Below are 14,332 nucleotides of genomic sequence, written 5' to 3' on the forward strand. Positions count from 1 at the left end.
GCCGCCGAGGCCGCTGCCGGGCGCGGCCGTCGCTGTCCCCGGCAATGCACGCCCCCTGCGGCTTTTTGATGCCGGTTGGTCTTGACCTTTCCCCCCCGCACGCGGTCTCTAGGCGCAACGCGTTTGAACAGGGGAATTGGCATGGCAAAGGTAGCATTTCTGGGTCTTGGGGTGATGGGCTATCCGATGGCGGGCCATCTTGCCGCCAAGGGGCATGAAGTCACCGTTTACAACCGCACCGCCGCCAAGGCCGAGGCCTGGGTGGCACAGCATGGGGGCCGGGCGGCCTCGACCCCGCGGGCCGCGGCACAGGGCGCCGAGATCGTCTTTTGCTGCGTCGGCAATGACAATGATCTCCGCTCGGTGGTTCTGGGCGAAAGCGGTGCCTTTGCCGGGATGGAGCCGGGCAGCCTCTTTGTCGATCACACCACCGCTTCCGCCGAAGTGGCGCGCGAATTGGCGGCGGTGGCCGAGGATCTGGGCCTGACCTTCATCGATGCCCCGGTCTCGGGCGGGCAGGCGGGGGCCGAGAACGGCGTGCTTACGGTGATGTGCGGTGGCGATGCGGCGGTCTATGCGACGGCGGAACCGGTGATCATGGCCTATGCCCGCGCCTGCCGTCTGCTGGGGCCGGTGGGCTCGGGGCAGCTGGTCAAGATGGTCAATCAGATCTGCATCGCGGGTCTGGTCCAAGGCCTCTCGGAGGGGGTGCATTTCGCGCAAAAGGCGGGCCTTGATGTCGAGGCGCTGCTGGAGGTGATCTCCAAGGGTGCGGCGGGCAGCTGGCAGATGGAAAACCGCGGCAAGACGATGAATGCCGGGAAATTCGATTTCGGTTTTGCCGTGGACTGGATGCGCAAGGATCTGGGGATTGTTCTGTCCGAGGCGCAGCGCAACGGCGCGAGCCTGCCGGTGACCGCGCTGGTCGATCAGTTCTACGGCGATGTGCAAAAGGCGGGCGGCGGGCGCTGGGACACTTCCTCGCTGCTGACGCGGTTGAAGTGATGGGCATTCCGGCCTGCCGCGCGGCGGCTTTGGAGGCGTTTTTGGCGGGGGTGGCGGCCGCCGATCCGGGGGCAGCCGTCACCCGGGCGCTGGCGGCCGAGCCGATGGCGATTGGCAATGGCCGCCGGGTGATCCTGGCGCTGGGCAAGGCGGCACCGGCGATGGCGCTGGCGGCGCGGCTGGCCTGGCCGGGGGCCGAGGTGCTGGTGGTAACCCATCCCGAGAACCGGACCGAAGTCCCTGGCGCGCGGGTCCTCTATGGCTCGCATCCGGTGCCGGGCCCAGAGGGGGCGGCGGCGGCCGAAGCGGTGCTGGCGCTGGCCGTCTCGCTGACGGCGGCGGATCAGCTCCTTGTGCTGATCTCGGGTGGGGCCTCGGCGCTGTTGCCCGCCCCGGTCGAGGGCGTCACGCTCGCGGACAAGATCGCGGTCACCCGCGCGCTCTTGGCCTCGGGGGCGGAGATCAATCAGATGAACCTCGTGCGCCAGAACCTGTCGCGGCTGAAGGGTGGCGGGCTGGCGCGGGCGGCGGCCCCGGCCCAGATCCGGGCGCTGATCCTGTCGGATGTGATCGGCGATGATCTGAGCGCCATCGGCTCGGGCCCCACCGTGGCCCCTCTGGGCGATGCGGCGGCGGCGCGCGATCTCTTGCAGGATCTGGGTCTCTGGGCGCATCTGCCCACCTCGGTCGTCAAACATCTGGAGCGGAACGTGACGCCGCCGCCGCTGCCGCCGGTGCAGAACCAGTTGATCGGCTCGAACAGCCAATCCCTCGCGGCGATGGTCGAGGCGCTGCCGCCCGCCATGGCGGAACCCCTGCCGCTGGTGGGCGATGTGGGGGCGGCGGCGCTGCGTCTGCTGGGCGATCTCGAAGCGGGGCCGGTGGTGCGCGCCTATGGCGGGGAAACCACGGTGCAGCTGCAGGGCAAGGGCCTTGGCGGCCGCAATCAGGAGCTGGCCCTGCGGCTGGCGCTCTTGGCCGAAGCGGCGGGGGTGCCGGAGGGCTGGGTGTTCCTCTCGGCGGGCACCGACGGGCGCGACGGCCCGACGGAGGCGGCGGGCGCGCTGGTGGATTCCGGCACGCTGGCGCGGATGCGGGCCGCGGGGGTGGACCCGGTCGCGGCCCTGGCCGAGAATGACAGCAATCCCGCGCTGGCGGCCTCGGGCGATCTGATCGTCATTGGCGCCACGGGGACCAATGTCGCCGATCTGCAGATCCTCTGGCCCGGGTGATCTGCGCTCTGCCGGGCGGGGTGCCCCCTGCCCGGCGCGGACGGGCGGTTGGCTTTCGCGGGCGGATGGCTTTTCCCGATGCCCGAAGCGGGGTAAAGAGGCGGGACTGCCAGCGAGAATTGGCAGGTGAAAATGAAATAAGATAGGTCTGAGAACATGTTGTCGTTCATTGCTCATGCAAAACCCGAGGTGCGCTCATGACCCCTCCCGCCCGCGCTGCGGCCGCGATCGAGATTTTGGGCCTCTGGCTCGCGGGGCAACCGGCGGAGGCGGCGCTGACCCAATGGGCGCGCGGCAACCGTTTCGCGGGCTCGGGCGACCGCGCGGCGATCCGTGATCTGGTCTATGCGGTGCTGCGCTGCCAGCGTTCTTATGCGGCGCTGGGGGGCGCGCTGACGGCGCGGGGGTTGATATTGGGCCATTGCCGGGCGCAGGGCATTGATCCGGCGGAATATTTCACCGGCCTGCGCTACGCCCCCGAGGCACTCTCGGAGGCGGAACTGGCGGCGGGTCGCGCGCCCGAGGGCAATGAGGCGCTGGATCTGCCCGATTGGCTGGAGCCGATCCTGCGCGCGGATCTCGGCGATGATTTTGCGGCGGTGATGCAGGCGCAACGTGCCCGGGCGCCGGTGTTCTTGCGGATGAACCTGACCAAGGCCAGCGCGCCCGAGATCATTGCCGCGCTGACCGCCGAGCAGATCGAGGTCTTCCCGCATTCCTTGGCCAGCACCGCGCTGGAGGTGACGCTGAACGCCCGCAAGATCGCGCAGACGAATTCCTATCAGCATGGTCTGGTCGAGCTGCAGGATGCCGCCAGCCAGGCCATGGTCGAGGACCTGCCGCTGGCCCCGGGCATGCGGGTGCTCGACTATTGCGCGGGCGGCGGTGGCAAGGCGCTGGCGGTGGCGGCGCGCTGCAAGGTTGAGGTGATCGCGCATGACATTGACCCCGCACGGATGCGCGATCTGCCGGTGCGCGCGGCGCGGGCGGGAACGAAGATCGAGATCCTGACGCCGGAGGCTTTGGCGCGCGAAGGCGTGCAGCCCTGCGATCTGGTGCTGGTCGATGCGCCCTGCAGCGGCTCGGGCACCTGGCGGCGCACGCCGGAGGCGAAATGGCGGCTGACGCCGGACCGGCTGGCCGAGCTGCAGGCGATTCAAACCGAGGTGCTGGATCTGGCGGCGAAACGCGTCAAACGCGGCGGTCATCTGGCCTATATGACCTGCTCGCTGATCGGCGCCGAGAATGGCGATCAGGTTGACGCTTTCCTCGCGCGCCACCCCGGCTGGACCGAGGTCAGCCGCCGCGCGCTGACGCCATTGCAAGGGGGCGACGGGTTCTTTGGCGCCATTTTGCAGCATGGTTAAAATTTTCTTGGGGTTTTTAGCGGTCCATCAACTATCGTTAAGAGGCTCTTAAGCATTTTTCGGCCGAATGCAGAGGCTCGATTCTGAAGGAGGGCTATGAGTGACGCATCCGGCGCTGTCTCCGCAACCGATGACCCGCACGGCCCTTGCCACCTCTTCGGGGGCGATCTGGCTGGTGGTCGCGGCGGTCGTTTCGCTGGCGATAGCCTTGGTTTCCGAGGCTGAGGTGCTGATGTTCGTGGCGCTGTCGCTCGCCGGGACCTTTCTCACACTGGCGGCGATGCTGCGCGGGCTGTCGGCCCGTCACGCGCGCGCCCGGGCGGCGTTTCAGGATCAGCTGTCGGCCTTTATCGCCAATGACGCGGCGCCGAGTTTCACCACCGACAGCGACGGCGGCATCGGCTTTCAGAACCGCGCCGCGGTCGAGCGGTTCGGCTCGCGCGGGGGGCAGTCGCTGACCCGCGCTTTGGGCGAGATTTTCGCCAACCCCGGCGCGGTGCTTTACCGGCTGCAGAACAAGGCGGCCACCTTGGGCAATGCGCGCGAAGATCTGGTGACGCGGCGCGGCCATGTCCGCCTCTCGGTGCATCAGATCGGCGACGAGGGCTTTTTGTGGCGGCTCGAGGATATGGCCGAGCGGCCCTCGGGCGGCAAGGGGGCGGAAACCATCAGCCTGCCGATGCTGACCGCCTCGAAGAACGGCACCATCCTCTTCATGAACGAGGCCTTGCGGCGTCTGGTGGGCGAGCGGGTGCGCACGCTGGACCGGATCTTTACCGATCTGCCGCTGCGCTCAGGCGAGGAGCATGAGGTGACCACGGTCAACGGCTCGGTCCGCTGCGTGATCGCCGAGATCGACGCCTCGGGCGGGCGGCAGGAGGTGTACCTCTTGCCGATGGTGACCGGGCGCGCGACGGCGACGGATCCGTCCTCGTTCGACGCGCTGCCGGTGGCCTTGCTGCGGCTGACGGCGGATGGCCGGATTCTGGCCGCCAACCGCGCGGCACGCGGCCTCTTGGGCGACCTCGGCCCCGAGGCGAATTTTGTCGAGCTGATGGAAGGGCTGGGGCGTCCGGTCAGCGATTGGCTGGCAGATGCCATCGCGGGCCGTGCCGAGCGGCGGCCGGAAGTGCTGCGCGCGCATCGGGGCGATCAGGAGGTGTTCTTGCAGGTCACCCTCGCACGCGTGGTCGATGAGGGGCGGCCGGGTCTGGTGGCGGTGCTCTCGGATGCGACGCAGCTGAAAACCCTGGAAGCGCAGTTTGTCCAAAGCCAGAAGATGCAGGCGATTGGCCAGCTGGCGGGGGGCGTGGCGCATGATTTCAACAATCTGCTGACCGCGATCTCGGGCCATTGCGACCTGTTGATGCTGCGGCATGACAAGGGCGATCCGGATTTTGCCGACCTTGACCAGATCAGCCAGAATGCCAACCGCGCGGCCAGCCTTGTCGGGCAGCTGTTGGCCTTTTCGCGCAAGCAAACGCTGAAGCCGCGGATCATTGATCTGCGCGACACCATGTCCGATCTGACGCATCTGCTGAACCGTCTGGTGGGCGAGCGGGTGCGGCTCTCGCTCAAACATGACCCCGATCTGCGGCTGATCCGCGCCGACAAGCGGCAGCTGGAGCAGGTGATCATGAACCTCGTGGTGAATGCGCGCGATGCGATGCCGCAGGGCGGCGAGATCCGGATCGAGACGCAGAACCTGCATCTGACCGATGAGCTGAAGCGCGACCGCGCGGCGGTGCAGCCCGGTGATTACGTCGTGGTGCGGGTGATCGACGAAGGTGTCGGCATCGCGCCCGACAAGCTGACCAAGATTTTCGAACCCTTCTACACCACCAAACGCACGGGCGAGGGCACCGGGCTGGGCCTCTCGACGGCTTATGGCATCGTCAAACAGACCGGCGGCTATATTTTCTGCGATTCGGTGGTGGGGTCGGGCAGCTGCTTCACGCTCTACATCCCCTCGCATGACCTCCTGGCCGAGCCGGATGTGGATGAGGACAGCGCGCGGCGCAGCCTGCCTGCGGCCCCCGCGCAAAGCACCGCCGCCACCGTGCTTCTGGTGGAGGATGAGGCGCCGGTGCGGGCCTTCGCCAGCCGGGCGCTGAAACTGCGCGGCTACACGGTGTTTGAGGCGGAATGCGCCGAGGATGCGCTGGAGCTGTTGCAGGATGATGCGCTGCACATCGACATCTTTGTGACCGATGTCATCATGCCGGGCCTCGACGGACCGAGCTGGGTGCGCGAAGCGCTGAAACAGCGCCCCGGCACGGCGGTGGTCTTTGTCTCGGGCTATGCCGAGGATGTGTTCTCGGATGGGCGCGAGCCGGTGCCGAATGCGGTGTTCCTGCCAAAGCCATTTTCGCTGAGCGAGCTGACGGCGACGGTGCAGAACCGGCTCGACGGGCTCTGATCAGCCGACCGCGTCGTAAAGCGCGAAATCCCGTGCCATGTGCCGCCGCAGCGCGGCTTCCGTCTCGGCGCTCAGCGCCACATCGGCCTTGGGCGGCACGTTGACCCAGGGCAGGGTGATCGCGCAATCCAGCCGGTCCTCCAGAAAATGCACGAAATTCTCGATCTCTTCATAGCGGAAGATCTGATCGACATTCCGCCGCCCCTCGGCATCGGTCAGATAGGCGGCCTGGGTGCCGATCGCGGCATGGGGGGGCGGTGTCTCGGCCATGTAATCGCGGGCGAATTGCTCAAAGCTGACGCCCTGCACCGCGTGATCCGGATCCTCGAAATCGTCGCGCTGGCGGAAGCGGTACCAGCTGCGCAGCCAGCCCAGGGGCTCGCGGATCAGCGCCACGGTGGTGAAGGACGTGCCCCCGCTTTGCGCCAGCAGCGGTGCCATATGTGCATGATAGGCCGCTGCCGTCAGATGTTTGAGGGGGGCGGGGCGTTGCAAAGCAACGCTGGCCAGTGATTCAAGCGCCATTTCAATGGCGGTCGATCCCGCTTTTGGCGTGGCCAGAAAGACCAGTTTTTGGTCCCAGAAAATAAGCATTGGTGCTCAATCCTCGCGCAGGCTTTGGCCCAAAGGGCCCGTAGGGAGTGGCTATACGGAAATCGGTGCCGGGGGAACCGCCTTCCTGCCGCAGGGTCAATGCCGGGTTCCTGCGGCAAAAGCATGGCAAGGGCTACGCCCGTGCGAAAGCAGTTGCAATGTTCCTGTTTTGGCCTCATAGAGGTGAGAACGGGACGGGAACATTCTGAAGGCCAAGCAAAGATTGCCCCCGCTGCTTGGCTGTGGAATAAGGATAGAAAGCATGGCAACGGCGAGCCTTTTTGACATGAACGATAAAAAAAACGCGGACAAGCAAAAGGCCCTCGACTCGGCCTTGGCACAGATTGAGCGGCAATTCGGCAAGGGCTCGATCATGAAGCTCGGTGCGGATAATGCCGTGATGGACATCGAGGCGACCTCGACGGGGTCGCTTGGCCTCGACATCGCGCTCGGGATCGGCGGTCTGCCCAAGGGCCGGATCATCGAGATCTACGGGCCGGAAAGCTCGGGTAAAACCACGCTGACGCTGCATGTGGTGGCGGAAGAGCAGAAAAAGGGCGGCGTTTGCGCCTTTGTGGATGCCGAGCATGCGCTCGACCCGCAATATGCCAAGAAGCTGGGCGTCGATCTGAACGAACTCCTGATCTCGCAGCCCGATACGGGCGAGCAGGCTTTGGAGATCGTCGACACGCTGGTGCGCTCCGGTGCCGTCAGCCTCGTGGTCGTGGACTCGGTGGCGGCTCTGACGCCGAAAGCCGAGATCGAAGGCGATATGGGTGACATGCAGATGGGCAGCCAGGCGCGTCTGATGAGCCAGGCGATGCGCAAGCTGACCGCCTCGATCGGCCGCTCGAACTGCATGGTGATCTTCATCAACCAGATCCGGATGAAGATCGGCGTCATGTTCGGCTCACCGGAAACCACGACCGGCGGCAATGCGCTGAAATTCTACGCCTCCGTGCGTCTGGACATCCGCCGCACCGGCTCGATCAAGGATCGGGACGAGGTGGTGGGCAACTCGACCAAGGTGAAGGTGGTGAAGAACAAGGTGGCACCGCCGTTCAAAGTGGTGGAATTTGACATCATGTATGGCGAGGGCATCTCGAAGGTCGGCGAATTGGTCGATCTTGGGGTCAAGGCCGGTGTCGTGGATAAATCCGGCGCCTGGTATTCCTTTGGCGATGAGCGGATCGGGCAGGGGCGTGAGAATGCCAAGCAATTCCTGCGCGATCACCCGGAAACGGCGGCAATCATCGAAGAGAAGATCCGCGCGAGCCACGGGCTTGATTTCACGGCGACGGATGGCGATGAAGCCGTGATGGAAGAATAAGCACCGCTGTGTTGCGATGATGGATCGGGCCGCGCTGGCGTCAGCGCGGCCCTTTTTCATGTTTTCGTGGCGTGTCGTGGTGGTCACAGACCGTGTGCGACGCTCTGTGATCCTCGCCGCCGGTCAGGCGGAGGCTGATCAGAGAGCCCGGAAACGCTGTGTCGGAATCTGCGGTGGCAGGAGATACGGTGCCGGAAATTACAGTAGCCGGACATGCGGTGCCCAAAATTCGGTGTCCGAAGGGCCTGGGGCGGAAGATCGGATGGCGGAAGATGCGATGGCGGAACGGTGCGGCGGGGCAAGGTGGCCGCAGGTGCGGCATCACCAGGTGCTGCCCGGCGGCGTGACACCGCAGAAACCCCGCAAGATGCACCTGATTTGCGGGACTTTCTGGACAGCGACCGGGCCGGGCGCTAAACGGAAAGGCGAAATTGCCCATAAAGGCCCCAGACATGCCCAGCTTGAACGACATCCGATCGACCTACCTCGGCTATTTCGAGAAAAACGGCCACCGCGTGGTCGACTCGAGCCCCCTCGTCCCGCGCAATGACCCGACCCTGATGTTCGCCAATTCCGGCATGGTGCAGTTCAAGAACTGCTTCACCGGCGTCGAGACCCGCGATTACAAACGCGCCACCACCGCGCAGAAATGTGTCCGCGCGGGCGGCAAGCACAACGATCTGGACAATGTGGGCTATACCGCGCGCCACCACACGTTCTTTGAAATGCTGGGCAATTTCAGCTTTGGCGATTATTTCAAGACCGAGGCGATCCCCTTTGCCTGGAACCTGCTGACACAGGAATTCGGCATCCCGAAGGACAAGCTGCTGGTCACCGTTTATCACACCGATGATGAGGCGGCGAACATCTGGAAAAAGGTCGCGGGCCTCTCGGATGACCGGATCATCCGCATCCCGACGAATGACAACTTCTGGATGATGGGCCCCACCGGCCCCTGCGGCCCCTGCACCGAGATTTTCTATGATCACGGCGACAAGATCTGGGGCGGCCCTCCGGGCTCGGCCGAGGAAGATGGCGACCGTTTCATCGAGATCTGGAACCTCGTCTTCATGCAATACGAGCAATTCGAAGACGGCACCAAACGCGACCTCGACATGCAGTCGATCGACACCGGCATGGGGCTGGAGCGGATCGGCGCGCTGTTGCAGGGCAAGCATGACAACTACGACACCGATCTGATGCGCAGCCTGATCGAGGCTTCGGCCCATGCCACCTCGAACGATCCCGATGGTCCGGGCAAGGTGCATCACCGGGTGATCGCCGATCACCTGCGCTCGACCTCTTTCCTGATCGCCGATGGCGTGACGCCCTCGAACGAGGGCCGCGGCTATGTCCTGCGCCGGATCATGCGCCGCGCGATGCGGCATGCGCATATGCTGGGCGCGAAAGATCCGGTGATGTTCAAACTGGTCTCGGAACTGGTGCGGCAGATGGGCGGTGCCTATCCGGAGCTGGGCCGGGCGCAGAGCCTGATCGAAGAGACGCTGAAGCTGGAGGAGACCCGCTTCAAGCAAACGCTGGACCGTGGTCTGAAACTCCTCGATGACGAGCTGGCAGACCTGCCCGAGGGCGCGCCGCTGCCCGGCGCTGCCGCGTTCAAACTCTATGACACCTATGGCTTCCCGCTCGACCTGACGCAGGATGCTTTGCGCGAGAAGGGCCGCGAAGTCGAAACCCAGGGCTTTGACGCCGCCATGGCCGAGCAAAAGGCCAAGGCACGCGCGGCCTGGTCGGGTTCGGGCGAGGCCTCGGATGCCAAGATCTGGTTTGAGCTGGCCGAGACGCATGGCGCCACCGAATTCCTCGGCTATGACACCGAGACCGCCGAGGCGCAGGTGCTGGCGCTGGTGAAAGACGGGGCCGAGGTCGCCAAAGCCGGTGACACGGTGCAGATCGTCGTCAACCAGACGCCGTTCTACGGCGAGTCGGGCGGGCAGGTGGGTGACACCGGCACGATCCAGACCGAGACCGGGATGGCGCAGATCACCGACACCAAGAAGGTGGCGGGCGTCTTTATCCACATCGCCACGGTGACCATGGGCGAGATTGCCAAGGGACAGGCGGCGAAACTGGTGGTGGATCATGCCCGCCGCTCGGCCATCCGCGCCAATCACTCGGCCACCCACCTATTGCATGAGGCGCTCCGCCGGGCGCTCGGCGATCACGTCGCGCAAAAGGGCTCGCTCAACGCCGAGGACCGTCTGCGCTTTGACTTCAGCCATTCCAAGGGCCTCTCGCCCGAAGAGCTGGCGCAGGTCGAGCTGGAGGTGAATGAATTCATCCGCCAGAACACTGCGGTCGACACCCGGATCATGACCCCGGATGACGCCCGTGGCCTCGGCGCGCAGGCGCTGTTTGGAGAGAAATACGGTGATGAGGTCCGCGTGGTCTCGATGGGCCGTCTTGAAGGCTCGGGCAAGGGTGCGGATCGCGCCACCTACAGCCTGGAGCTCTGCGGTGGCACCCATGTGGCGCGCACCGGCGACATCGGCGCCTTTGTCCTTTTGGGCGACAGTGCCTCTTCGGCCGGCGTGCGGCGGATCGAGGCGCTGACCGGCACCGGGGCGCTCGCCTATCTCAACGGGCAGGCGCAGCGTCTGGCCGAGGTGGCGGGTCTGCTGAAGACCGCGGTGCCGGAGGCGGTCGAGCGTGTGCGGGCGCTGGTGGAAGAGCGCAAGGCGCTCGCCAATGAAGTGGCGCAACTGCGCCGCGAACTGGCGATGGGCGGCGCGGGCGGCACGGCGGCAGAAGCCAAGGAAATCAACGGCGTGAAGTTCATGGCGCAGGTGGTTTCCGGTGTCTCGGGCAAGGATCTGCCCGCGCTGGTCGATGAGCTGAAATCCCGCATCGGGTCCGGCGCCGTGCTGGTCGTTGCCGATACCGGCGGCAAGGCGGCGGTGGCCGCGGGCGTTACCGCAGACCTCACCGCCCGCATCTCGGCTGTGGCGCTGGTCAAGGCCGCAGCCGAAGCGCTTGGCGGCAAGGGCGGCGGTGGCCGTCCCGATATGGCGCAGGCCGGGGGTGCCGATGCCTCGAAATCTGCAGAGGCGATTGCCGCTGCCGAAGCCGTTCTGATGGAAGGAGTTCCCGCATGACCACGCCCACCGCTCTCTGGATCGCCCATGTTACGGTGACCGATGCCGAGGCCTATGGCCGCTATGCAGCGCTTGCCGGTCCGGCGATTGCCGCCCATGGCGGTGCCTTTCTCGCCCGCGCATCCCGCTATGTACAGCTGGAGGGCAATGAGCGCGCGCGCAATGTCGTCGCGCGCTTCCCCAGCCTTGAAGCCGCAGAAGCCTGCTACCACAGCGCCGAGTATCAGGCGGCGCTCAGCCATGCGATCGGTGCGGCGGAACGCGATCTGGTGATCGTGGAAGAGAACGCCTGAGCGCCGCACTGCCCGCGCGACGGACAAGGCCCGCTTCGGCGGGCCTTTTTCTTGCGCGCCCGGTGAAAATCCGCGTGATTGCCGCCGGATGCTGCAGATGCCGCCTTCCGGAGGACGCTGACGGGCGCTATCATGTCGTTAACGTGACAAGCGTAGCATTCGGGGCAGCGTCAATCCCGAAGGGGGCAGAGAACCATGTGTCGTTGGGCGGCCTATATCGGGCAAGCGATCTTTCTGGATGAAATCATCAGCCGTCCGGGCCATTCACTGATCCATCAAAGCCATTGCGCCACCCAATGCCACACGGCGATCAATGCCGATGGCTTCGGCCTCGCCTGGTATGGCGAGCGGGCCGAGCCGGGGCTTTACCGCGATGTGATGCCCGCCTGGTCCGACCCCAATCTGAAATCGCTGACCGCCCAGGTGAAATCCGGCCTGTTTCTGGCGCATGTCCGTGCCTCGACCGGCACCGCCACCAGCCGCAACAATTGCCATCCATTCGCGGTGGGCCGCTGGAGCTTCATGCACAACGGCCAGATCGGCGGCTATGAGGCCTTCCGCCGCGATGCCGAGATGCTGATCCCCGACACCTATTATCCCCATCGCAAAGGCGCCACCGACAGCGAGGCCTTGTTCCTCGTTGCCCTCGGCGAGGGGCTCGAGGCCGATCCCAAAGCCGCAATGGAGCGCGCCTGCGCCAAGATGGAAGCGCTGAGCCGCCTGCGCGGCGCCGGGCCGCATCTGCGCCTGACCTGTGCCCTGTCCGACGGCACCCGCCTTTACGCGGTGCGCTATGCCTCCGACAATCAGGCGCCTTCGCTCTATCACCGCTGGTCCGACAGCCGTCGCGGCCGCGCCGTGGTCTCGGAACCCTTGGAAACCGAAGAGGGCGGCTGGGAAGAACTCGCTCAGAACGCCTTTTACACCTTTGAAGGCAAGAAGGTCACCAGCGTGCCCTTTGCCCCCGGCGCGCTGGCGCAAGCCGCCGCCTGAGCCAGCTGCCACCCTCTCAAACGAAAAGGGCGCCCCCAACAGGAGGCGCCCTTTCACATTGCTTCGTCTGAAATATCCCGGGGGTCCGGGGGCAGAGCCCCCGGTTCCGCCCTCAGATCAGGCCGATTTCGCCTGACGTTTGCGCTCATGCGGGTCGAGGAAGCGCTTGCGCAGACGCACGTTCTTCGGCGTCACCTCCACCAGCTCGTCGTCGTCGATATAGGCGATGGCTTCTTCCAGCGACATCCGGGTGGGGGTGGTCAGCCGCACCGCTTCATCCGTGCCCGAGGCGCGCATGTTGGTCAGCTTCTTGCCCTTCAGCGGGTTCACTTCCAGATCGTTGTCGCGCGAATGCTCGCCAATGATCATGCCCTCATAGACGGTTTCCTGCGCGCCGAGGAACAGCTTGCCGCGGTCTTCCAGGTTCCACAGGGCGAAGGCCACGGTGGTACCGTTCTCCATCGAGATCAGCACGCCCTGACGACGGCCCTGGATCGGGCCTTTATAGGGGGCCCAGCTGTGGAAAATCCGGTTCAGCACGCCGTTGCCGCGGGTGTCGGTCATGAACTCGCCATGATAGCCGATCAGACCGCGCGAGGGCACATGCGCGACCACCCGGGTCTTGCCATGGCCCGCCGGGCGCATCTCGACCAGATCGCCTTTGCGCGGCCCGGTCAGTTTCTCGATCACGACGCCCGAATATTCATCATCCACATCGACGATGACTTCTTCGATCGGCTCCATGCGCTGGCCGCCTTCGTCCTTGTAGATCACGCGCGGACGCGAGATCGACAGCTCAAAGCCTTCGCGGCGCATGTTCTCGATCAGAACGCCCATCTGCAATTCGCCGCGGCCCGAGACGATGAACGCTTCACCACCCGGCGTGTCTTCCACGCGGATCGCGACGTTCGATTCGGCTTCCTTCATCAGACGCTCGCGGATGACGCGCGACTGCACCTTGTTGCCGTCTTTGCCGGCCAGCGGGCTGTCGTTGATCCCGAAGGTGACCGAGATGGTCGGCGGATCGATCGGCTGCGAGGGCAGGGCCGCATCCAGCGTCAGATCGCAAAGCGTATCGGCGACGGTGGCTTTGGTCATCCCGGCGATGGAGACGATATCGCCCGCCACCGCTTCGTCGATCGGCTGTTGGCTCAGACCACGGAAAGCCAGGATCTTGGTGACGCGGAACTGCTCGAGACGCTCGCCGGTGCGGCTCAACGCTTTCAGGCTGTCGCCGACTTTCAGCGTGCCGGTTTCAACGCGGCCGGTCAGCAGACGGCCGATGAACGGGTCAGCGCCAAGCGTGGTGGCCAGCATCGAGAAGGCTTCGCCCGACTGCGCCACCTGTTTCGGGGTTTCCACATGCTCAACGATCAGGTCGAACAAGGCCGAGAGATCCTTGCGCGGGCCGTCCAGTTCGCGGTCGGCCCAGCCGCCGATGCCCGAGGCATAGACATGCGGGAAGTCGAGCTGTTCGTCGCTGGCGCCGAGGTTGGCGAAGAGATCGAACACTTCGTTCAGCGCGTTTTCCGGGTCGGCGGCGGGTTTGTCGACCTTGTTCAGCACCACGATCGGCTTCAGCCCGAGGGCGAGCGCTTTCGACAGCACGAATTTTGTTTGCGGCATCGGGCCTTCGGCAGCATCGACCAGAAGGCAAACGCCATCGACCATCGACAGGATGCGCTCGACCTCACCGCCGAAATCGGCGTGGCCCGGCGTATCCACGATGTTCACGCGGATGCCTTTCCATTCGACGCTGGTACATTTCGCCAGGATGGTGATCCCGCGTTCACGCTCAATGTCGTTGCTGTCCATGGCGCGTTCCGCCGTGGCCTGATTCTCCCGGTAGGTGCCCGATTGCTTGAGAAGCTCGTCCACCAGAGTCGTCTTGCCGTGGTCAACGTGTGCGATGATCGCGATATTGCGAAGGTCCATTTTATCCGCCGTTTTATGCTGCGCTGCCGCGCATAGTCGAAAACGCCC

General features: G+C 65.2%; 10 protein-coding genes. 8 read left to right on the forward strand and 2 right to left on the reverse strand.

Annotated features, from left to right (window positions below):
- The first annotated feature begins 141 nt into the window (after nt 1-141).
- The 4 genes from ACEN2S_RS18745 (at nt 142) to ACEN2S_RS18760 (ending at nt 6,023) form a co-directional block, all read left to right on the forward strand.
- Nucleotides 142-1,005: an NAD(P)-dependent oxidoreductase gene (locus tag ACEN2S_RS18745; protein WP_441869027.1), complete on the forward strand. Its 864-nt coding sequence runs from the start codon at nt 142-144 to the stop codon at nt 1,003-1,005.
- Nucleotides 1,005-2,237 (forward strand): glycerate kinase type-2 family protein, encoded by a 1,233-nt coding sequence (locus tag ACEN2S_RS18750; RefSeq protein ID WP_441869030.1) that lies wholly within the window; start codon nt 1,005-1,007, stop codon nt 2,235-2,237. The genes ACEN2S_RS18745 and ACEN2S_RS18750 overlap by 1 nt, the downstream gene beginning before the upstream one ends.
- Nucleotides 2,238-2,434: 197 nt before the next feature.
- Nucleotides 2,435-3,604 (forward strand): RsmB/NOP family class I SAM-dependent RNA methyltransferase, encoded by a 1,170-nt coding sequence (locus tag ACEN2S_RS18755; RefSeq protein ID WP_441869033.1) that lies wholly within the window; start codon nt 2,435-2,437, stop codon nt 3,602-3,604.
- Nucleotides 3,605-3,734: 130 nt separating this feature from the next.
- The gene (locus ACEN2S_RS18760; RefSeq protein WP_441869240.1) at nt 3,735-6,023 is read left to right on the forward strand and encodes an ATP-binding response regulator; all 2,289 of its coding nucleotides are present in this window, start codon (nt 3,735-3,737) and stop codon (nt 6,021-6,023) included.
- On the opposite strand, the gene ACEN2S_RS18765 is transcribed toward ACEN2S_RS18760, so the two are convergent.
- A complete protein-coding gene (locus ACEN2S_RS18765; RefSeq protein ID WP_441869035.1) occupies nt 6,024-6,617 on the reverse strand; it encodes a hypothetical protein in 594 nt (197 codons plus the stop codon).
- A 262-nt stretch (nt 6,618-6,879) separates the two neighbouring features.
- On the opposite strand from ACEN2S_RS18765, the gene recA reads away from it, so the two are divergent.
- The 4 genes from recA (at nt 6,880) to ACEN2S_RS18785 (ending at nt 12,349) form a co-directional block, all read left to right on the forward strand.
- Nucleotides 6,880-7,947 carry a recombinase RecA gene (gene recA, locus ACEN2S_RS18770; protein WP_441869037.1) on the forward strand — a complete coding sequence of 356 codons (1,068 nt, stop codon included), beginning with the start codon at nt 6,880-6,882 and terminating at the stop codon, nt 7,945-7,947.
- A 452-nt stretch (nt 7,948-8,399) separates the two neighbouring features.
- Nucleotides 8,400-11,063: an alanine--tRNA ligase gene (alaS, locus tag ACEN2S_RS18775; RefSeq protein ID WP_441869040.1), complete on the forward strand. Its 2,664-nt coding sequence runs from the start codon at nt 8,400-8,402 to the stop codon at nt 11,061-11,063.
- Nucleotides 11,060-11,356: a DUF1330 domain-containing protein gene (locus ACEN2S_RS18780; RefSeq protein ID WP_441869043.1), complete on the forward strand. Its 297-nt coding sequence runs from the start codon at nt 11,060-11,062 to the stop codon at nt 11,354-11,356. The genes alaS and ACEN2S_RS18780 overlap by 4 nt, the downstream gene beginning before the upstream one ends.
- 195 nt (nt 11,357-11,551) lie before the next feature.
- Nucleotides 11,552-12,349: a class II glutamine amidotransferase gene (locus tag ACEN2S_RS18785; protein WP_441869046.1), complete on the forward strand. Its 798-nt coding sequence runs from the start codon at nt 11,552-11,554 to the stop codon at nt 12,347-12,349.
- A gap of 117 nt (nt 12,350-12,466) precedes the next feature.
- On the opposite strand, the gene typA is transcribed toward ACEN2S_RS18785, so the two are convergent.
- On the reverse strand, nt 12,467-14,284 hold the full coding sequence (typA, locus tag ACEN2S_RS18790; RefSeq protein ID WP_441869049.1) for a translational GTPase TypA: 1,818 nt from the start codon (nt 14,282-14,284) through the stop codon (nt 12,467-12,469).
- Nucleotides 14,285-14,332: the final 48 nt, after the last annotated feature.

The organism is Phaeovulum sp. W22_SRMD_FR3, from assembly GCF_052113705.1.
Classification (GTDB): Bacteria; Pseudomonadota; Alphaproteobacteria; order Rhodobacterales; family Rhodobacteraceae; genus JBGQOG01.

Bases quoted from the DNA above. Each gene is read 5' to 3' on its own strand.
- ACEN2S_RS18745 (WP_441869027.1), top strand. From the start codon at position 142: ATGGCAAAGGTAGCATTTCTGGGTCTTGGGGTGATGGGCTATCCGATG.
- ACEN2S_RS18755 (WP_441869033.1), top strand. From the start codon at position 2,435: ATGACCCCTCCCGCCCGCGCTGCGGCCGCGATCGAGATTTTGGGCCTC.
- typA (WP_441869049.1), bottom strand. From the start codon at position 14,284: ATGGACCTTCGCAATATCGCGATCATCGCACACGTTGACCACGGCAAG.
- ACEN2S_RS18760 (WP_441869240.1), top strand. From the start codon at position 3,735: ATGACCCGCACGGCCCTTGCCACCTCTTCGGGGGCGATCTGGCTGGTG.
- ACEN2S_RS18780 (WP_441869043.1), top strand. From the start codon at position 11,060: ATGACCACGCCCACCGCTCTCTGGATCGCCCATGTTACGGTGACCGAT.
- ACEN2S_RS18750 (WP_441869030.1), top strand. From the start codon at position 1,005: ATGGGCATTCCGGCCTGCCGCGCGGCGGCTTTGGAGGCGTTTTTGGCG.
- ACEN2S_RS18765 (WP_441869035.1), bottom strand. From the start codon at position 6,617: ATGCTTATTTTCTGGGACCAAAAACTGGTCTTTCTGGCCACGCCAAAA.
- recA (WP_441869037.1), top strand. From the start codon at position 6,880: ATGGCAACGGCGAGCCTTTTTGACATGAACGATAAAAAAAACGCGGAC.
- alaS (WP_441869040.1), top strand. From the start codon at position 8,400: ATGCCCAGCTTGAACGACATCCGATCGACCTACCTCGGCTATTTCGAG.
- ACEN2S_RS18785 (WP_441869046.1), top strand. From the start codon at position 11,552: ATGTGTCGTTGGGCGGCCTATATCGGGCAAGCGATCTTTCTGGATGAA.